This window comes from Pseudomonas sp. PvP089, from assembly GCF_017875165.1.
GTDB classification, from domain to species: Bacteria; Pseudomonadota; Gammaproteobacteria; order Pseudomonadales; family Pseudomonadaceae; genus Aquipseudomonas; species Aquipseudomonas fortuita.
Window position 1 is genome coordinate 5,630,822 of record NZ_JAGGME010000001.1, and the last position, 17,692, is coordinate 5,648,513.

At 62.5% G+C, this 17,692-nt stretch carries 18 protein-coding genes; 4 read left to right on the forward strand and 14 right to left on the reverse strand.

Features of this window, described 5'->3' with window-relative positions:
* Positions 1 to 34: 34 nt before the first annotated feature.
* The 3 genes from clpB to rluD form a co-directional block, all read right to left on the reverse strand.
* The gene (gene clpB / locus J3A71_RS25705; RefSeq protein ID WP_016484793.1) at positions 35 to 2,599 is read right to left on the reverse strand and encodes an ATP-dependent chaperone ClpB; all 2,565 of its coding nucleotides are present in this window, start codon (positions 2,597 to 2,599) and stop codon (positions 35 to 37) included.
* A 248-nt stretch (positions 2,600 to 2,847) separates the two neighbouring features.
* Complete coding sequence (gene pgeF, locus J3A71_RS25710) at positions 2,848 to 3,588, reverse strand: peptidoglycan editing factor PgeF (protein WP_016484792.1); 741 nt, start codon at positions 3,586 to 3,588, stop codon at positions 2,848 to 2,850.
* Complete coding sequence (gene rluD / locus J3A71_RS25715) at positions 3,585 to 4,547, reverse strand: 23S rRNA pseudouridine(1911/1915/1917) synthase RluD (protein WP_024718082.1); 963 nt, start codon at positions 4,545 to 4,547, stop codon at positions 3,585 to 3,587. The genes pgeF and rluD overlap by 4 nt, the downstream gene beginning before the upstream one ends.
* Positions 4,548 to 4,694: 147 nt before the next feature.
* On the opposite strand from rluD, the gene J3A71_RS25720 reads away from it, so the two are divergent.
* Both J3A71_RS25720 and J3A71_RS25725 read left to right on the forward strand, forming a co-directional pair.
* Entirely contained in the window at positions 4,695 to 5,714 is a 1,020-nt protein-coding gene (locus J3A71_RS25720; protein ID WP_016484790.1) for an outer membrane protein assembly factor BamD, read from the forward strand.
* Between the two features lie 94 nt (positions 5,715 to 5,808).
* A complete protein-coding gene (locus J3A71_RS25725) occupies positions 5,809 to 6,039 on the forward strand; it encodes a PP0621 family protein (protein ID WP_016484789.1) in 231 nt (76 codons plus the stop codon).
* 197 nt (positions 6,040 to 6,236) lie between these two features.
* Here the strand turns inward: J3A71_RS25725 and thiO are convergent, their stop codons facing one another.
* The 5 genes from thiO to J3A71_RS25750 are packed head-to-tail and all read right to left on the reverse strand — an operon-like array spanning position 6,237 to position 9,058.
* Positions 6,237 to 7,334 (reverse strand): glycine oxidase ThiO, encoded by a 1,098-nt coding sequence (thiO, locus tag J3A71_RS25730; RefSeq protein ID WP_102667850.1) that lies wholly within the window; start codon positions 7,332 to 7,334, stop codon positions 6,237 to 6,239.
* Between the two features lie 54 nt (positions 7,335 to 7,388).
* Positions 7,389 to 7,778 carry a type IV pilin protein gene (locus tag J3A71_RS25735; RefSeq protein ID WP_102667849.1) on the reverse strand — a complete coding sequence of 130 codons (390 nt, stop codon included), beginning with the start codon at positions 7,776 to 7,778 and terminating at the stop codon, positions 7,389 to 7,391.
* A 1-nt stretch (position 7,779) separates the two neighbouring features.
* The gene (locus tag J3A71_RS25740; RefSeq protein ID WP_070086706.1) at positions 7,780 to 8,244 is read right to left on the reverse strand and encodes a hypothetical protein; all 465 of its coding nucleotides are present in this window, start codon (positions 8,242 to 8,244) and stop codon (positions 7,780 to 7,782) included.
* Entirely contained in the window at positions 8,241 to 8,879 is a 639-nt protein-coding gene (locus J3A71_RS25745) for a prepilin-type N-terminal cleavage/methylation domain-containing protein (protein ID WP_102667848.1), read from the reverse strand. The genes J3A71_RS25740 and J3A71_RS25745 overlap by 4 nt, the downstream gene beginning before the upstream one ends.
* The gene (locus J3A71_RS25750) at positions 8,876 to 9,058 is read right to left on the reverse strand and encodes a prepilin-type N-terminal cleavage/methylation domain-containing protein (RefSeq protein WP_016484784.1); all 183 of its coding nucleotides are present in this window, start codon (positions 9,056 to 9,058) and stop codon (positions 8,876 to 8,878) included. Before J3A71_RS25750 ends, J3A71_RS25745 begins: the two co-directional genes overlap by 4 nt.
* 108 nt (positions 9,059 to 9,166) lie before the next feature.
* Between J3A71_RS25750 and J3A71_RS25755 the strand changes: the two genes are divergently transcribed.
* Positions 9,167 to 9,658: a GspH/FimT family pseudopilin gene (locus J3A71_RS25755; RefSeq protein ID WP_016484783.1), complete on the forward strand. Its 492-nt coding sequence runs from the start codon at positions 9,167 to 9,169 to the stop codon at positions 9,656 to 9,658.
* Between the two features lie 125 nt (positions 9,659 to 9,783).
* Here J3A71_RS25755 and ispH read toward each other — a convergent pair whose 3' ends face one another.
* The 6 genes from ispH to murJ form a co-directional block, all read right to left on the reverse strand.
* Positions 9,784 to 10,731: a 4-hydroxy-3-methylbut-2-enyl diphosphate reductase gene (gene ispH, locus J3A71_RS25760; protein WP_016484782.1), complete on the reverse strand. Its 948-nt coding sequence runs from the start codon at positions 10,729 to 10,731 to the stop codon at positions 9,784 to 9,786.
* Positions 10,732 to 10,745: 14 nt separating this feature from the next.
* Positions 10,746 to 11,183 carry an FKBP-type peptidyl-prolyl cis-trans isomerase gene (gene fkpB, locus J3A71_RS25765; protein ID WP_016484781.1) on the reverse strand — a complete coding sequence of 146 codons (438 nt, stop codon included), beginning with the start codon at positions 11,181 to 11,183 and terminating at the stop codon, positions 10,746 to 10,748.
* Positions 11,176 to 11,691 carry a signal peptidase II gene (gene lspA / locus J3A71_RS25770; RefSeq protein WP_016484780.1) on the reverse strand — a complete coding sequence of 172 codons (516 nt, stop codon included), beginning with the start codon at positions 11,689 to 11,691 and terminating at the stop codon, positions 11,176 to 11,178. Before lspA ends, fkpB begins: the two co-directional genes overlap by 8 nt.
* Positions 11,684 to 14,515, reverse strand: coding sequence for an isoleucine--tRNA ligase (gene ileS, locus J3A71_RS25775; protein ID WP_102667847.1), 2,832 nt, complete (start codon positions 14,513 to 14,515; stop codon positions 11,684 to 11,686). Before ileS ends, lspA begins: the two co-directional genes overlap by 8 nt.
* Positions 14,512 to 15,462 carry a bifunctional riboflavin kinase/FAD synthetase gene (gene ribF / locus J3A71_RS25780; protein ID WP_102667846.1) on the reverse strand — a complete coding sequence of 317 codons (951 nt, stop codon included), beginning with the start codon at positions 15,460 to 15,462 and terminating at the stop codon, positions 14,512 to 14,514. The genes ileS and ribF overlap by 4 nt, the downstream gene beginning before the upstream one ends.
* A gap of 118 nt (positions 15,463 to 15,580) precedes the next feature.
* The gene (murJ, locus tag J3A71_RS25785) at positions 15,581 to 17,119 is read right to left on the reverse strand and encodes a murein biosynthesis integral membrane protein MurJ (protein WP_016484777.1); all 1,539 of its coding nucleotides are present in this window, start codon (positions 17,117 to 17,119) and stop codon (positions 15,581 to 15,583) included.
* A 250-nt stretch (positions 17,120 to 17,369) separates the two neighbouring features.
* On the opposite strand from murJ, the gene rpsT reads away from it, so the two are divergent.
* A complete protein-coding gene (gene rpsT / locus J3A71_RS25790) occupies positions 17,370 to 17,648 on the forward strand; it encodes a 30S ribosomal protein S20 (protein ID WP_016484776.1) in 279 nt (92 codons plus the stop codon).
* Positions 17,649 to 17,692: the final 44 nt, after the last annotated feature.

Sequence of the window (17,692 nt, forward strand, 5' to 3'; positions counted from 1 at the left end):
AGCCCCGCAGAAGCGGGGCTCATGGTGCAACGCATTAGCCAAAGACGATTTCGTCGCCTTCCACCGTGGCGGTAATCGACGTACCCGGCACAAACTGGCCTGCCAGGATCAGCTGCGCCAGCGGGTTTTCGATCCAGCGCTGGATAGCCCGCTTCAGCGGCCGTGCGCCGTACACCGGGTCGTAACCCACGGCAATCAGCTTGTCCAACGCCTCCGGGCTCAGGCTCAGCGACAGTTCGCGCTCCAGCAGACGGCTGCGCAGGCGGCCCAGCTGGATCTCGGTAATGCCGGCAATCTGCTCGCGGCCCAGTGGCTCGAACACCACCACTTCGTCGATACGGTTGATGAACTCCGGACGGAAGTGCGCGCCCACTGCATCCATCACCGCCGCACGCTGTGCCTCGCGGTCGCCTACCAGTTCCTGGATCTGCGCCGAGCCCAGGTTGGAGGTCATCACGATCACCGTGTTGCGGAAGTCCACGGTGCGTCCGTGGCTGTCGGTCAGGCGGCCGTCTTCCAGCACCTGCAGCAGCACGTTGAACACATCCGGGTGGGCTTTCTCCACCTCATCCAGCAGCACCACCGAGTATGGCTTGCGCCGTACGGCCTCGGTCAGGTAACCGCCCTCTTCATACCCTACATACCCTGGTGGTGCACCGATCAGGCGAGCCACGGAGTGTTTCTCCATGAACTCGGACATGTCGATGCGTACCATCGCCTCTTCGGTGTCGAACAGGAACTCGGCCAGCGCCTTGCACAGCTCGGTCTTGCCCACACCGGTGGGGCCAAGGAACAGGAACGAACCGCTTGGCCGGCTCGGGTCAGACAGCCCCGCACGCGAGCGACGTACTGCGTTGGCTACGGCGGTCACCGCTTCGTCCTGGCCAATCACACGCTGGTGCAGCAATGCTTCCATTTTCAGCAGCTTATCGCGCTCACCTTCGAGCATCTTCGACACGGGAATACCGGTCCACTTCGACACCACCTCGGCAATTTCTTCCTCGGTCACCTTGTTGCGCAGCAACTGGTTCTCGGTCTTGCCGTGCTGGTCGACCATCTGCAGGCTGCGCTCCAGGTCGGGGATCACCCCGTACTGCAGCTCGGCCATGCGGCTCAGGTCGCCTTTACGACGGGCGGCTTCCAGCTCTTGGCGGGCCTGCTCGATCTTTTGCTGGATCTGCGCCGAGCCCTGCACTTCCGCCTTCTCCGATGCCCAGATTTCTTCCAGGTCGGAATATTCACGCTCCAGCCGCTCGATTTCTTCGGTCAGCTTCTCAAGGCGTTTTTTCGCGGCTTCGTCTTCTTCCTTCTTCAGCGCCTGCGATTCCACCTTCAGCTGGATCAGGCGGCGATCAAGGCGATCGAGCACTTCCGGCTTGGAGTCGATCTCCATGCGGATACGGCTGGCCGCTTCGTCGATCAGGTCAATAGCCTTGTCCGGCAGCTGGCGGTCGGTGATGTAGCGGTGGCTGAGCTTGGCCGCAGCGATAATGGCACCGTCGGTGATGGCCACTTTGTGGTGCACTTCATAGCGCTCTTTCAGACCACGCAGGATAGCGATGGTATCTTCCTCGCTCGGCTCCTCCACCAGCACCTTCTGGAAGCGGCGCTCCAGGGCGGCGTCCTTCTCGATGAACTGGCGGTACTCGTTCAGCGTGGTGGCACCGACGCAGTGCAATTCGCCACGGGCCAAGGCAGGCTTGAGCATGTTGCCGGCGTCCATGGCGCCCTCGCCTTTGCCGGCGCCGACCATGGTGTGCAGTTCGTCGATGAACAGGATGATCTGGCCTTCCTGCTTGGACAGCTCGTTCAGCAGGGATTTCAGGCGCTCTTCGAACTCGCCACGGTATTTGGCACCGGCAATCAGCGCCCCCATGTCCAGCGCCAGCAGGCGCTTGCCCTTGAGGCCGTCAGGCACTTCACCATTGATGATGCGCTGGGCCAGGCCTTCGGCGATGGCGGTTTTACCCACACCAGGCTCACCGATCAGCACCGGGTTGTTCTTGGTACGGCGTTGCAGCACCTGCACGGTACGGCGGATTTCATCGTCACGGCCGATTACCGGGTCCAGCTTGCCTTCTTCGGCGCGCTTGGTCAGGTCGACGGTGTACTTGTCCAGCGCCTGGCGCGACTCTTCGGCGTTGGCGTCATTGACTGCGGCACCACCGCGCAGGTTGTTGATGGCATTTTCCAGAGCCTTTTTGCTCACGCCCTGGCTCAGCAGCAGCTTGCCGAGCTTGCTGTTCTCGTCCATGGCGGCCAGCAGCACCAGTTCGCTGGAAATGAACTGGTCGCCTTTCTGCTGGGCCAGGCGGTCGGCCTGGTTGAGCAGGCGCGCCAGGTCCTGCGACATGTTCACGTCGCCGGTCGGGTTCTGGATTTTTGGTAGCTGGTCGAGTTCTTTCACCAGCGCCTGGCGCAGGCTGTTGATGTCGAAGCCAACCTGCATCAGCAGCGGCTTGATCGAACCGCCCTGCTGTTCGAGCAGTGCCTGCATCAGGTGCACGGGCTCGATGGCTGGGTGGTCCATGCCAACGGCCAGGGATTGAGCATCGGATATTGCGAGTTGCAGCTTGCTGGTCAAACGGTCTATTCGCATGGTGTACCTTCCTTTAAAGGGCAGGTCGGAGCGATGGACAGCGCCTGTTTATGAAGAAACCTGCCTGAGATGACCTTATAGATAAGGCTGATTCTGGAAGATTCAAGCGTAGCGGGGTTGACCGAAGTCAACCTGTTGAATTAACGGTGGCCATTCGCGGGCATGCCCGCTCCCACAGGTACACCAACAGTTTCAAAAGGTGTGGATTCCTGTGGGAGCGGGCGAGCCCGCGAAGAGGCCAGTACAGGCTAGCGGGGTTGCAGCCACACCAGTGATGCGAAGCGCCCACCCTGCGGGGTACGGCGATAGGAGAAGAACCGCGCATCACTGACCGTGCACAGGCCGCCGCCATACACGGCAGTTACGCCACGGGCAGCCAGACGAATGCGCGCCAGCTCGTAGATATCCGCCATCAGCTTGCCTGGCCGTTCGCCCTCGACGAATGCCCGAGCAGCTTGCGGGTGCACGGCGGTAAAGGCATCACGCACTTCCAGCCCCACTTCGAAAGCCTGTGGGCCAATGGCTGGCCCCAGCCACACCAGCACTTCTTCAGGCGGCAGTGCCAGGCGGTCCAGGGTGGCTTCCAGCACGCCGCCCGCCAACCCGCGCCAGCCAGCATGCGCCGCCGCCACGCGAGTACCGGCCCGGTCGCAGAACAGCGCGGGCAGGCAATCGGCGGTCATCACGGTACAGGCAATACCAGGCTGGTCGGTCCAGCTGGCGTCGGCTTCGGCCACCACGGCAGGGTCGGCATCCGCCACCACCAGCCCATGCACCTGCTTCAGCCAGGCAGGGCGGATGGCGAACGCGTCGCTCAGGCGGCGGCGGTTCTCGGCAACGGCAGCAGGGTCATCCCCAACGTGGTCGCCAAGGTTGAAAGTTTCGTAGGGCGGCAGGCTGATGCCGCCCTGACGGGTGGTGACACAGGCGCGAACCGAGGCCGGGGCGGGCCAGTCGGGAAACAACAGCGACTGCGTCAGGCCACTCATCCGATAAAGCTCTCGCGGTCCTGGTTGAGCAGCGACAGCAACCACACGAAATCATCGGGCAGTGGCGATTCCCACTTCATGATTTCACCGGTAATCGGGTGGGCCAAGGCCAGGAAACGCGCGTGCAGCGCCTGGCGCGGGAAGGTCTTGACCGCCTCGACCATGGTTGGGCTGGCAGCCGGCGGAATGCGGAAGCGCCCACCGTACGTCTGGTCGCCGACCAGCGGGAAACCAACATGGGCCATGTGCACACGAATCTGGTGAGTACGGCCGGTTTCCAGCTTGACCCGCACGTGGGTGTGCGAGCGGAAGCGCTTGAGCACGCGGTAGTGGCTGACCGCCGGCTTGCCGCCGTCGGTGACTGCCATGCGTTGGCGCATGCCGCCGTGGCGGCCGATCGGGGCATCGATCTTGCCACCGGAAGTGACCACGCCGATCACGATGCATTCATAAATGCGGCTGACCTTGCGCGCCTGCATCTGCTCGACCAGCCTGGTCTGCGCCTGCAAGGTCTTGGCCACCACCATCAAGCCGGTGGTGTCTTTATCCAGCCGGTGAACGATGCCGGCGCGCGGTACGTTGACGATGTCTGGCACGTGGTGGAGCAGCGCATTGAGCAACGTACCACTGGCATGACCGGCAGCCGGATGCACGACCAGCCCGGCAGGCTTGTTGATTACCATGATATGGTCGTCTTCGTAGACGATATCCAGTTCGATATCTTCTGGGATCCACTCGCCCTGGGCCTCTTGTTCGGCCTGCAGTGCTAGCAGCGAGCCACCATAGACGGTGTCTCGAGGGCGCACAACGGCGCCATCGACCGTCAGGCGGCCCTCTTTGATCCACGAAGTAAGCCGCGAACGCGAGTACTCAGCGAACAATTGGGCGGCGACCTGGTCGAGGCGTTGGCCGCCCAGTTCGGACGGTACCTCTGCGCTAAGTTGAATGATCTCGGACATGCTCGATTCGGCGGGCGCACAGCCTTTGGTTTCGGCTGCGAGCTTGTGGTTAAATACGGCTTCTTTTGTCCCGGGGTTGGCCGGGGCGCTCATCATAACAGGACGGCACCGCCCAAGACAGCGGCCGTCAAAGGGACGCAAGCCGCCATGCAAGTGAAACACCTGCTGCTGATCGCCATCCTCGGGCTTACCGCGGCCTGTTCCTCTAATAAAGAGGTCATTGACGAGAACCTCAGCGAAGCCGAGCTGTACCAGCAGGCGCAAGCTGATCTGGACAACTCCAGCTACACCAGCGCCGTAAACAAGCTCAAGGCCCTGGAATCGCGCTACCCGTTCGGCCGCTATGCCGATCAGGCGCAGCTCGAGCTGATCTACGCCAACTACAAGAACTCCGAGCCCGAGGCTGCCAAGTCGGCCGCCGAGCGCTTCATTCGTCTGCACCCGCAGCACCCGAACGTCGACTACGCCTACTACCTGAAAGGCCTGACCTCGTTCGACCAGGACCGTGGCCTGCTGGCCCGTTTCCTGCCGCTGGACATGACCAAGCGTGACCCGGGTGCCGCCCGCGACTCGTACAACGAGTTCGCCCAGCTGACCAGCCGCTTCCCCAACAGCCGCTACTCGCCCGACGCCAAGCAGCGCATGATCTACCTGCGCAACCTGCTGGCTTCGTATGAAATCCACGTGGCCGACTACTACCTGAGCCGCCAGGCTTATGTGGCCGCCGCCAACCGTGGTCGCTACGTGGTAGAAAACTTCCAGGAAACCCCATCGGTCGGCGACGGCTTGGCAGTAATGGTCGAGTCGTACCAGAAGATGCACCTGGACGAACTGGCCGCCAGCAGCCTGGAAACCCTCAAGCTCAACTACCCTGACCACCCGAGCCTGGCCGATGGCGAGTTCCAGCCCAAGCAGACCGAGTCTGACGGGCGCGGCTGGCTGTCCAAGGCCACCCTGGGCCTGATCGAAACCGATACGCCGCTGCCGCCGGGCGAAACCCGCGCGAACCAGGACGTGGTCAAGCAGTTCCAGGACGCGCGTGACGAGATGCCGCAAGAGCTGCTGCCGAAAGACGAAAACGGCGACCCGATCGTGCCGGAAGGCCCGAAACAAGCAGAAAAAGACCGCTCCTGGTTCAGCTACATGACCTTTGGTCTGTTCGACTGATACACAGCGGTACATGAAAGGGAGGCCTTGGGCCTCCCTTTTTTATTGGCCGCATCCTAGACTGTCAGCTTCTTCAACCGACAAGCTGGACACCATGGTTCGCCTACTTTTCTGGATCGCCCTGATCGCCGCCGCGTTCTGGCTGTGGCGCAAGTTCAAAGTCAGCCAACAGTCGCACCCCGAGGCGAAACTGGATGCGCCACTGCAGATGGTGCGCTGCGCCCATTGCGGCGTACACCTGCCCAACGACCGGGCGCTGCAGCAGGGCAAAGAGTGGTATTGCAGCCAGGCGCACCTGCAACAGGGGCCTGGCCGACAGGGCTGAACACAACACCTGTAGAAGATTGCCCAGCCCCTTGGGCTGCGCTGTCACGCAGAAAACAGTGATCACTGTGGGGGCGGGCTTGCCCCGCGAATGGGGCCACGCGGTGCCTGACACCGGCCTCGCCGGTGTTTGCGGGAAAACCCCGCTCCCACAGGGTTTTCATGGTCTTCAAGGGCTGTGCTTGACCGCAGAAGCCCTCAGCCCAACCGCGTTGCCGGTGCATACGGCGCCGGGTCGATGATTGGCTCGGCACCGGTCAGCAAGTCGCTAAACAACTGGCACGACGCTGGCGCCAGCACCAACCCGTTGCGATAGTGCCCGCAGTTCAGCCACAACCCCTCGTGCCCTGGCACCGGCCCAATGTAGGGAATGCCCTCTGGCGAGCCTGGCCGCAGCCCGGCCCAGTGCCCCACCACCGTGGCCCCTTCGAGCCCAGGCAGCAACTCCACCGCCGATGCCTTCAGGCTTTCCAGCGCATCTTCGGTCGGGGTCTTGTCATACCCGGCATGCTCCAGCGTGCTACCCACCAGAATGTGCCCATCCCGCCGCGGGATCGCATAGCGCCCCTTGGCCAGCACCATGCTCGGCAAAAAGTCCTCAGCGCATTTAAACAGGATCATCTGGCCCTTCACCGGCTCTACCGGCAGCTCAAGGCCCAGGGTACGCAACAGGTCGCCACTCCAGGCCCCGGCACTGAGCACCACCTCATCCGCCGCCAGCACACCTTCAGCGGTCTGCACCCCGGTCACGCGCCCGCCCTGCTGAACGAAGCCGGTGATCTGGCAATTTTCGCGCAAGGTGACGTTGGGCAGCGCCAGCAGCGCCGCCTTCAGCGATTTCACCAGGCGCGGGTTGCGCACGTTGGCCACGCCAGCCATGTAGATCGCGCGCTTGAAACCCGGGCCCAGCACCGGCACTGCGCCGTAGGCCACCGTGATATCCACGGCACTCAGCGGCCGCTGCTCACGCTCGGCCCAGGCCAGCGCTTCGGCTTCGTCATCCAGGTCGAGCCAGTACAGTCCCGTGGTGTGCACTTCGGGATCGACACCGGTGCTGGCGAACAAACGCTCGCCCAGCTGCGGATAATAGTCCTGCGACCAGTGCGCCAGGGCGGTCACAGCCGGGCTGTAGCGCCAAGGGTACAGCGGCGAAACGATGCCACCACCGGCCCACGACGACTCACGCCCGACCTCACCCTGGTCACATACCACCACCTGCCCGACCTTGGCCGCCAGGTTGAACGCCGTCAGCAGGCCGATCACCCCGCCGCCGACCACCACTACTTGCTTGCTCATCTGTCGATCCAACACCTGAAGTAAAACCGCGATGCACCGGGCATCATTCAACCTTCAGCTTCCCCAGCAGTGCTCGCTGCCGCCAACGGCACCCGGATTGCGCTGCGCGCCGGCCTGGTCGAGCTGGAAGTCGCCACAGCGATCCTGCGCCATCAGCCCACTGGGCAGCCGCCGTGCGCGCAGCGTGAAGGTGTCGCTGTCGCGCTGGGCCTGCAGGCTGTAATAGCGGGTACCGTCGGGCAAGGCCGGGTCACCCTCGGCATATTGGCCGGTGCGCACGCGGTGGCGCTCCAGGCGCAGGGCGGCATCATGCAGCAGGCCAACCACTTCGCTGCGTGCGGCTCGCCGAAGCTGGTCGCTGTAACTGGGGTAGGCAATGGCTGCCAGAATGCCGGTCACGGCCAGCACAATCAACAACTCGATCAGGCTCAAGCCTTGCTGCATGTCAGTCTCCTCTCAGTCTTTGCCGCCAGCTGATACGCCGGGTGGTGTCGCCAGCCATGGCATAGACGGCTTCCAGCACATGCCGTGACTGGGTTTGCTTGCTGACTCCAGTTATGCGGAACAGGGTAACCAGCTGCTCGTCTGGCAGGTGCGCAGCGCGAGTGCTCGTGCCCAGGTTCTGTATATGGAAGTAACCATTGTGGGTGCCCTGCCACTGCCCTGCCAGATCGTGCGGTCGGGCTGGTGGCAGGCACGCGCCACAAGGGTCAGGAGGTGCCCGCTCAAGTTCGTGTTTCCCTGCCTGCAGCGCAGCCTCGGCTTCTTCGAACGCTCGCAGACCATCGCTCAGGTATCCCGTCATTCGCGTTTCCACCAGGGCGTCGCGCAGGGCAGATGCTGCAAGCAGACCCAGCAGCATGCTCAGGACCAGGGCCAACAGAAGAACCACACCACGCTGGCGGCTCATGAAGCGGGTACCGGGTTGCGGAGTGCCACGCTCAGCGAGTGATGCTGCTCAAGCTGCAAGCTGGGTTCATACAATGTGAGTAGAAGATCGACCCGCTCACCAGGTACATACCCCACTCGCAGCTCCCGTACATGATCGACCAGTGGCTGATTAATGTGACCCCGCTTGAAGAAAAGCGTGGTGCCACTGTGCACATAGTGATGGCGACTGACGGGCACAGCCATCAGCTTTTCATCGCCTTGTACTCGATGCTTATGAACCCTCACTTCGTCGATACAGTTCGTCACCACGGTCCACTCCGGGTCGCCCGCATACCCTGGCAGCTCGGCGACAACCAGGCTCAAGCTTGACCTATCGGCCTGCAGTGGCCGGGCAAAGGCAGGCTGCGCAGCCACGTCCAGGAAGTCGCCAGGTTTGAGGCGCATACAGCCGAACATTCCGGCCATGCGCACGTCCTGCGCCATGCGCAACAATGCCTGCCGCGCCTCATCATTCATGCGCACCGCGGTACTTTGCAGGCGCCAGGCCTGGTGAGCTGATGTAAAGACCTGGCTAACCGCCGCCAGTAATACCAAGCCGATACCTAGCCCCAGCATCAACTCAAGCAAACCAAAACCACTTTGGGCGCGCCTCATCGACGCCCCCGTTCACGCTCACTGTGCGTCGCCATTACCGCCTGCCCATCACGGCGCGCGCTGTCCGCAGCCTGCAATGCCTGCAACTGTATCGCTGCCGCTGCGAACATGCCCACGGCCACCACCACGACTGCCAACAACACTTCCAGCAGCGTCATGCCCCGATGCTTTGTGTGCATCCCTGCACTCCTGCGAATTTTCCTGCAACAGCCCTTAACCTGGCCGACTAGACCGCTTGGCCAGCCAACGTGAAGCTATAGCCAAGCACTTTCACGGAGGAATGCACGGTGAAGCAACGAGGCGTAACACTGATACAAATGTTGTCGGCCTTGGCAGTGACCGTTTTGCTGACACAGCTCGGTATGCCGGCCTACGCCAGGATGAGCGACGACCTACACCGGGCAGCCGCTGCCCGCGATTTGGCACAGGCACTGCGCAGCGCACGCAGCCACGCCATGCTGCAAAGCCAGCCGGTGCTGGTGCAGGCGCTGGACGGTAATTGGGGGAACGGTTGGCAGGTAATGCTGGAGCATAACCAGCAGCTGTTGCGCGAGCAGCGCCTTTCGAGGCCGCTCAAGATTACGAGCAATCGCGGGGAGCGGTTCAAGTTCAGTGCGTTGGGGGTTCCAATGACGCTGAACAACAGCTGGTTGGGAACAACGCTGGAAGTGTGTGAACGCTCATCTGCCAGCAGCCGATACCAAGTGGTGCTGGCATCGAGCGGCAGAGTCAGATTGCTTGCAGAGGACCGAAACAATACTCGCTGTGCAAGCACATAGCCTTGAGCCGAGCTTGCCGGCCCTATCGCCGGCAAGCCAGATCCCACTGGATACCACTGCCTTCAAGGCTTGTGCAGTACCTGTGGGAGCTGGCTTGCCAGCGATGAGGCCAGTACAGGCTTCAGTCAGATCAGCGAGCGAACCCGCAGCTCTTTTGGCATCGAGAAGGTGATGTTCTCTTCACGCCCGTCCAGCTCTTCAGCGCCGGTAGCGCCCCAGGCCTTGAGCTGCTCGATCACGCCACGCACCAGCACTTCGGGGGCCGAAGCGCCAGCGGTTATGCCAATGCGTGCTGCCTGTTCAAACCAGCCCTGCTGCAGGTCCTCGGCACCGTCGATCAGGTAAGCCGGGGTGCCCATGCGCTCGGCCAGCTCACGCAGGCGGTTGGAGTTGGAGCTGTTCGGGCTGCCGACCACCAGCACCACGTCGCACTCACCGGCCAACTGCTTGACGGCGTCCTGGCGGTTCTGGGTGGCGTAGCAGATATCGTCCTTGCGCGGGCCACCGATGTTCGGGAAGCGCGCACGCAGGGCGTCGATGACGCGGCTGGTGTCGTCCATCGACAACGTGGTCTGGGTCACGAAGGCCAGGTGATCAGGGTCGCGCACCTGCAATCTGGCAACATCTTCCTCGTCCTCGACAAGGTAGATGGCGCCACCATTGCTGGCGTCGTACTGGCCCATGGTGCCTTCGACTTCCGGGTGCCCTTCATGGCCGATGAGAATGCACTCTCGGCCGTCACGGCTGTACTTCGCCACCTCGATGTGCACCTTGGTGACCAGCGGGCAGGTGGCATCGAACACTTTCAGGCCACGGCCAGCGGCTTCCTGGCGCACGGCCTGGGACACACCATGGGCGCTGAAGATGACGATGACATCGTCCGGCACCTGGTCCAGCTCTTCGACGAAGATGGCACCGCGATTGCGCAGGTCTTCCACCACGAACTTGTTGTGCACCACTTCGTGACGCACGTAGATCGGCGGGCCGAAGACTTCCAGCGCACGGTTGACGATCTCGATCGCCCGGTCGACCCCCGCGCAGAAGCCGCGAGGGTTGGCGAGTTTGATTTGCATGCTCGGCTCCAGGCTTACAGGGCCTTCACCTCGAGGATCTCCACCTCGAAGGTCAGGGTCTTGCCAGCCAGTGGGTGATTGAAGTCGATGGTCACCTGGTCGTCATCGAACGCTTTGACCACGCCCGGCAGCTCGGCGTTGGCGGCATCGTTGAAGATGATCAGCAGCCCTTCGGACAGCTCCATGCCCTCGAAGTTGGACCGCGGCATGACTTGCACGTTTTGCGGGTTGGGCTGGCCGAAGGCGTTCTCCGGGGCCACTACCAGAGTACGCTTGTCACCGGCCTTGAAGCCAAACAGCGCGCTCTCGAAGCCCGGCAACAAGTTGCCATCGCCCACCTTGAAGGTGGCCGGGGCTTTGTCGAACGTGCTGTCGACGGTGTCGCCGTTTTCCAGGTGCAGCGCGAAGTGCAGGGTGACTTCGGTGTTCTGGCCGATACGGGTGTCAGTCATGGACCGGATCCTCGGACTTCTTGCTCTTGAACATATCCAGCGCCAGCATCACCGCACCAACGGTGATGGCGCTGTCGGCCACGTTGAAGGCCGGGAAGTAATGGCGGTTCTGCCAGTGCACCAGGATGAAGTCGACCACATGGCCCAGCACGATGCGATCGTACAGGTTGCCAATGGCACCACCCAGCACCAGCGCCAGCGCCACGGCCAGCCAGGTCTCGTTGCGCCCCAGGCGCTTGAGCCACACCACCAGTACGGCACTGACCACCACCGCGATCAGGGCGAACAACCAGCGCTGCCAGCCAGCGCCATCAGCAAGGAAGCTGAAAGCGGCGCCGGTGTTATAGGCCAGGGTCCAGCTGAAGTAGTCAGGAATCACCACAATTTGCTGGTACATGGTCAGGGCGTTGTTGAAATACAGCTTGGTGGCCTGGTCGAGGACCAGCACCAGCAAGCTCAGCCAAAGCCATGCAAGGCGCCCGAAGCGCCCCACTGCCGGGTTAGGCATAGTGACGCACCTCGCCCGAGCCGGTCAGGTTGTCGACGCAACGGCCGCAGATTTCCGGGTGCTCCGGGTGGCTGCCGACGTCGGCGCGGAAGTGCCAGCAACGGCCGCACTTGGCGTGGCCGGACTTGACCACTTTCAGCTTGAGGCCTTCGACTTCGGTGGCCACGGCGTCTGCCGGTGCCTGCACGAACGGCACCACGCTGGCGGCCGAGGTGATCAGCACGAAGCGCAGCTCGTCGCCCAGCTTGCCCAGGTCGGCGCTCAGGCCTTCGTCGGCGTACAGGGTGACTTCGGCCTGCAGGTTGCCGCCAATGACCTTGGCGGTGCGCTGGTTTTCCAGCTCCTTGTTGACCGATGCCTTCACCGCCATCACGCGGTCCCAGTAGGCGCGGTCCAGCTCGGTGCCTTCCGGCAGCTCGCTCAGGCCCTGATACCAGCCGTTGAGCATCACCGACTCGTTGCGCTCGCCCGGCAGGTATTGCCAGATTTCGTCGGCGGTAAACGCCAGGATTGGCGCAATCCAGCGCACCAGCGCTTCGCTGATGTGGTACAGCGCAGTCTGGCAGGAACGGCGGGCAACACTGTTGGCGCCGGTGGTGTACTGGCGGTCCTTGATGATGTCGAGGTAGAAGCCGCCCAGCTCCTGTACGCAGAAGTTGTGCACCTTGGAGTAGACGTTCCAGAAACGGTACTCGCTGTAGTGCTCTTCCAGCTCGCGCTGCAGCAGCAGGGTGCGGTCCACGGCCCAGCGGTCCAGTGCCAGCATGTCTTCAGGGGCCAGCAGGTCGCGGGCCGGGTCGAAACCGGACAGGTTGGACAGCAGGAAGCGTGCGGTATTGCGGATACGGCGGTAGGCGTCGGCGCTGCGCTGCAGGATCTGCTCGGAAACCGCCATTTCACCGGAATAGTCGGTGGCCGAAACCCACAGGCGCAGGATGTCGGCACCCAGGGTGTTGTTGACCTTCTCCGGCTCGATGGTGTTGCCCAGCGACTTGGACATCTTGCGGCCGTTTTCGTCCACAGTGAAACCGTGGGTCAGCAGCTCGCGATACGGCGCGTGGTTGTCGATGGCGCAACCGGTGAGCAGCGACGAGTGGAACCAGCCACGGTGCTGGTCGGAGCCTTCCAGGTACAGGTCGGCAACGGGGCCGGTGGCGTGGCCGATGTCGTGCGAGCCACGCAGCACGTGCCAGTGGGTGGTGCCGGAGTCGAACCACACGTCCAGGGTATCGGTGATCTTGTCATACTGAGCCGCTTCTTCACCCAGCAGTTCGACGGCATCCAGCTTGAACCAGGCCTCGATACCTTCTTGCTCGACGCGTTTGGCCACCGCTTCCATCAGCTCGACGGTACGTGGGTGCAGCTCGCCGGTCTGCTTGTGCAGGAAGAACGGGATCGGCACACCCCAGTTACGTTGACGCGAGATGCACCAGTCCGGACGGTTGGCGATCATCGAATGCAGGCGCGCCTGGCCCCAGGCCGGCACGAACTTGGTCTCTTCGATGGCCTTGAGGGCGCGCTCACGCAGCGGCTCGCCGGTGCTCGGCTGCTTGTCCATGCCCACGAACCACTGCGCGGTGGCGCGGTAGATCAGCGGGGTCTTGTGGCGCCAGCAGTGCATGTAGCTGTGGCTGATGGTTTCGGTGTGCATCAGCGCACCGACTTCGCTCAGCTTCTCGACGATGGCCGGGTTGGCCTTCCAGATGAACTGGCCGCCGAAGAATGGCAGCGACTCGACATACACGCCATTGCTCTGCACCGGAGTGAGGATGTCATCGTTGACCATGCCGTAGCGCTTGCAGGTGACGAAGTCGTCTTCGCCGTAGGCCGGCGAGGAGTGCACAACGCCGGTACCGGCGCCCAGCTCGACGTAGTCGGCCAGGTAGACTGGCGACAGGCGGTCGTAGAACGGGTGCCGGAAGTTGATCAGCTCCAGTGCCGAACCTTGGGCTGTGGCGATGACCGAGCCTTCCAGGTTGTAGCGCTTGAGGCACGACTCGACCAGCTCTTCAGCCAGCACCAGCAGACGCTCACCGGTGTCGACCAGGGCGTACTTGAACTCCGGGTGGATGTTCAGCGCCTGGTTGGCCGGGATGGTCCAGGGGGTGGTGGTCCAGATCACGATGGCGGCTGGCTTGGTCAGCGCATCCAGCCCAAAGGCGGCAGCCAGCTTGGCCTCGTCGGCAACCGGGAAGGCCACGTCGATGGTCTGGGATTTCTTGTCGGCGTACTCGACTTCGGCCTCCGCCAGCGCCGAACCGCAGTCGAAGCACCAGTTCACAGGCTTGAGGCCCTTGAACACGAAGCCCTGCTTGACCATCTCGGCCAGGGCGCGGATTTCACCGGCCTCGTTGGCGAAGTTCATGGTCTTGTAGGGGTTGTCCCAGTCACCCAGCACACCCAGGCGAATGAACTCGGTCTTCTGCCCTTCGATCTGCTCGGCGGCGTACTCGCGGCACAGCTCACGGGTGCGATCGGCAGACAGGTGCTTGCCGTGGGTCACCTCGACCTTGTGTTCGATCGGCAGGCCATGGCAGTCCCAGCCCGGGACATACGGTGCATCGTAGCCGGCCAGGGTCTTGGAGCGGACGATCATGTCCTTGAGGATTTTGTTCAGCGCATGACCGATGTGAATTTTGCCGTTGGCATAGGGCGGGCCGTCGTGCAGGACGAACTTGGGACGATCCTTGCCAATTTCGCGCAGCTTCTGGTACAGGCCAATGCTGTCCCAGCGCTGCAGGATCTGCGGTTCGCGCTGAGGCAGGCCGGCCTTCATGGGGAAGGCGGTGTCCGGAAGGTTAAGCGTGGCTTTGTAGTCGGTCATTTCAGGCTCTTCGTTAGCGGTTGAGCGTGCCAATGTGCACGTGCGGCGGCGATATCCGCATCGATCGCCGACTTCAGCGCCTCCAGGGAGGCGAATCGCTGCTCTTCACGCAGCTTGTGGTGGAACTCCACCGTCAGACGCCGGCCATACAGGTCGCCGGCAAAATCCAGAAGATGAATTTCCAGGTGCGGGCGCCCATCACCGGCAACGGTGGGACGCACGCCAATATTGCCCACACCCGGCCAGGCCTTGCCGTCGATTTCGATGCTGGCCAGGTAGACCCCGGACAGCGGCACGTGGCGGCGCTTGAGCTGGATGTTGGCGGTAGGTGTACCGAGCTGGCGGGCCAGCTTCTGGCCATGCAGCACGCGGCCGGTGACGCTGTACGGGCGGCCCAGCAGGTGCTCGGCCAGCTCGAAATTGCCTTCGGACAAGGCCTTGCGCACTTCGGTACTGCTGACGCGCAGACCGTCCTGGATCACCGTATTGGCGGCCTCGACGGTGAAGCCGTACTGCTTGCCGGCTTCGATCAGGAAGGCGAAGTCGCCGGCGCGGTCGCAGCCAAAGCGGAAGTCATCACCCACTTCGAGGTGGCGCACGCCCAGGCCGTCGACCAGGATGGCCTTGACGAAAGCGTCGGCGCTGAGCTGGCTCAGGCGCTGGTTGAACGCCAGGCACAGCACCCGGTCGATGCCCTCGGCGGCCAGCAGTTCGACCTTGTCACGCAGACGGGCCAGGCGCGCCGGCGCGGTATCGGGGGCAAAGTACTCGCGTGGTTGAGGTTCGAAAATCACCACGCAGGTCGGCAGGCCCAAGGCCTGGCCGCGCTCGCGCAGGCGCGCCAGGATTGCCTGGTGGCCGCGGTGAACCCCGTCGAAGTTGCCAATGGTGGCGACACAGCCCCGGTGCTCGGGGCGCAGGTTGTGAAGACCTCGAACCAGCTGCATAACGCGCTTCTTGCTCATAAAGTGGCCGATTATAACCACACCCGGGCGCCGGTGACAGGCAGCAACGCCCAAGGGCGGCGTGGAATGCGAAAAACCGACGCCTGACCCACCTGAAGCCTCAGTGCAAGGCCTTGCGGGCGAAATGCCGGGGCCGGAAGCCGCACAGGTACAGGCAGCCGAAATACGTCACGACACCAGCCAGGATCAGTGCGCCAAGCCGCATGAAGCGCTCAAGCATGATGCCCTGCTCCCAGGCCGGCATATAGTGCATGCCCGCCAACAGGACCGCCGACATCAACGCCACTGCCAGAACAAGCTTGAGCAGAAACACTGCCCAGCCTGGCTGAGGCTCGAACAACTGCTGACTGCGCAGCTTCCAGAACAGCAAGCCGGCATTCAGGCACGCACCGAGACTGATCGCCAGCGCCAGGCCGGCATGCGCAAGCGGGCCGACCAGGGCGAGGTTGAACAGCTGGGTACAGAACAGGGTGAAAATCGCGATCTTCACCGGTGTGCGGATATTCTGCTGCGCATAGAAGCCGGGTGCCAGTACCTTGACCAGAATGATCGCCAGCAAGCCTACGGAATAGGCCATTAGCGCCCGCTGGGTCATGGCCGCATCAAACGCGCTGAACTTGCCATATTGAAAGAGCGCAACGGTCAGCGGCTCGGCAAGAATGGCCAACGCCAGGGTGCACGGCAGCACCAGCAGGAAGCACAGGCGCAGGCCCCAGTCGAGGATCCGCGAGTATTCCTCGCGGTCCTTGTTGGCGTAGGTCTTGGCCAGGGTCGGCAGCAGGATGGTGCCCAGGGCCACGCCCAGCACGCCCGACGGCAGCTCCATGAGGCGGTCGGCGTAATACATCCACGACACCGAGCCGGCCACCAGGAAAGAGGCAAAGATGGTGTTGATGATCAGCGAGATCTGGCTCACCGATACCCCAAGAATCGCCGGCAGCATTTGCTTCAGCACCCGCCACACTCCCGCGTCCTTGAGATTCAGACGCGGCAGCACGAGCATGCCGATTTTCTTCAATGCCGGCAGCTGGTACAACAACTGCGCCAGGCCACCCGCCAGCACACCCCAGGCCAGGGCCATGATTGGCGGGTTGAAGTACGGCGTCAGCAGCACGGCAAAGGCGATCATCGCCACGTTCAGCAGGGTCGGGGTGAAGGCCGGTACCGAAAAACGGTTCCAGGTATTGAGGATTGCGCCGGCCAGGGAAGAAAGCGAAATCAGCAATATATAAGGAAAGGTCACCCGCAACAGGGCGGTGGTCAGCTCGTACTTTTCCGCGTTGTCGACAAAACCGGGGGCTGTTGCCCATACCACCCATGGCGCCGCCAGGATACCGATGGCAGTCACCAGGGCGAGGACCAGGGTCAGCAGGCCGCTGACGTAGGCGATGAAGGTACGCGTCGCTTCCTCGCCCTGCTGGGTCTTGTACTCGGCCAGGATCGGCACAAAGGCTTGGGAAAACGCACCCTCGGCGAAAATGCGCCGCAGCAGGTTGGGCAATTTGAACGCGATAAAGAAGGCGTCAGTGGCAACACCGGCACCAAAGATGCGAGCCAGGATGGTGTCACGCACGAAGCCCAGCACCCGGGAAACCATGGTGATCGAGCTTACTGCAGCCAGGGATTTGAGCAGGTTCATCGAAAAGATTCACGCCAAGGGCAGAGGACGCTGCCAGACAGCGTCCGAATGTGCGATACTCCCGCGCCTTCGCAGGGGAGCCAAAAATTCCCGAGTGTACAGGTCGCGCAGCAGAAAGGAATCTTTCCCTCTTGTTGGCGCACCGCTCGGCGGAACCTTGCAGGTGGCCTTGACAATCGATCTACTGATCGGCATGATTCGCGGCCTATTTTGTTTGCTATTTACCTAAAGTCTTTCGAGGAGCTCGACGGTGGCCAACACACCTTCCGCCAAGAAACGTGCAAAACAGGCTGAGAAGCGTCGCAGCCACAACGCCAGCCTGCGTTCCATGGTCCGCACCTACATCAAGAATGTAGTTAAAGCCATTGACGCAAAAGACGCCGACAAAGCGCAAGCCGCTTACGTTCTGGCTGTACCTGTAATCGACCGTATGGCCGACAAAGGTATCATCCACAAGAACAAAGCTGCTCGTCACAAAGGCCGTCTGAATGGCCACATCAAGGCGCTGAAAGAAGCTGCAGCTGCCTAAGCGACGCGCTATTCGAAAAACCGACCCTAGGGTCGGTTTTTTGT

What these genes read in the sequence shown, in the direction of transcription:
- clpB (WP_016484793.1), bottom strand. Translation starts at nt 2,599, where the DNA reads ATGCGAATAGACCGTTTGACCAGCAAGCTGCAACTCGCAATATCCGAT.
- pgeF (WP_016484792.1), bottom strand. Translation starts at nt 3,588, where the DNA reads ATGAGTGGCCTGACGCAGTCGCTGTTGTTTCCCGACTGGCCCGCCCCG.
- rluD (WP_024718082.1), bottom strand. Translation starts at nt 4,547, where the DNA reads ATGTCCGAGATCATTCAACTTAGCGCAGAGGTACCGTCCGAACTGGGC.
- J3A71_RS25720 (WP_016484790.1), top strand. Translation starts at nt 4,695, where the DNA reads ATGCAAGTGAAACACCTGCTGCTGATCGCCATCCTCGGGCTTACCGCG.
- J3A71_RS25725 (WP_016484789.1), top strand. Translation starts at nt 5,809, where the DNA reads ATGGTTCGCCTACTTTTCTGGATCGCCCTGATCGCCGCCGCGTTCTGG.
- thiO (WP_102667850.1), bottom strand. Translation starts at nt 7,334, where the DNA reads ATGAGCAAGCAAGTAGTGGTGGTCGGCGGCGGGGTGATCGGCCTGCTG.
- J3A71_RS25735 (WP_102667849.1), bottom strand. Translation starts at nt 7,778, where the DNA reads ATGCAGCAAGGCTTGAGCCTGATCGAGTTGTTGATTGTGCTGGCCGTG.
- J3A71_RS25740 (WP_070086706.1), bottom strand. Translation starts at nt 8,244, where the DNA reads ATGAGCCGCCAGCGTGGTGTGGTTCTTCTGTTGGCCCTGGTCCTGAGC.
- J3A71_RS25745 (WP_102667848.1), bottom strand. Translation starts at nt 8,879, where the DNA reads ATGAGGCGCGCCCAAAGTGGTTTTGGTTTGCTTGAGTTGATGCTGGGG.
- J3A71_RS25750 (WP_016484784.1), bottom strand. Translation starts at nt 9,058, where the DNA reads ATGCACACAAAGCATCGGGGCATGACGCTGCTGGAAGTGTTGTTGGCA.
- ispH (WP_016484782.1), bottom strand. Translation starts at nt 10,731, where the DNA reads ATGCAAATCAAACTCGCCAACCCTCGCGGCTTCTGCGCGGGGGTCGAC.
- fkpB (WP_016484781.1), bottom strand. Translation starts at nt 11,183, where the DNA reads ATGACTGACACCCGTATCGGCCAGAACACCGAAGTCACCCTGCACTTC.
- lspA (WP_016484780.1), bottom strand. Translation starts at nt 11,691, where the DNA reads ATGCCTAACCCGGCAGTGGGGCGCTTCGGGCGCCTTGCATGGCTTTGG.
- ileS (WP_102667847.1), bottom strand. Translation starts at nt 14,515, where the DNA reads ATGACCGACTACAAAGCCACGCTTAACCTTCCGGACACCGCCTTCCCC.
- ribF (WP_102667846.1), bottom strand. Translation starts at nt 15,462, where the DNA reads ATGCAGCTGGTTCGAGGTCTTCACAACCTGCGCCCCGAGCACCGGGGC.
- murJ (WP_016484777.1), bottom strand. Translation starts at nt 17,119, where the DNA reads ATGAACCTGCTCAAATCCCTGGCTGCAGTAAGCTCGATCACCATGGTT.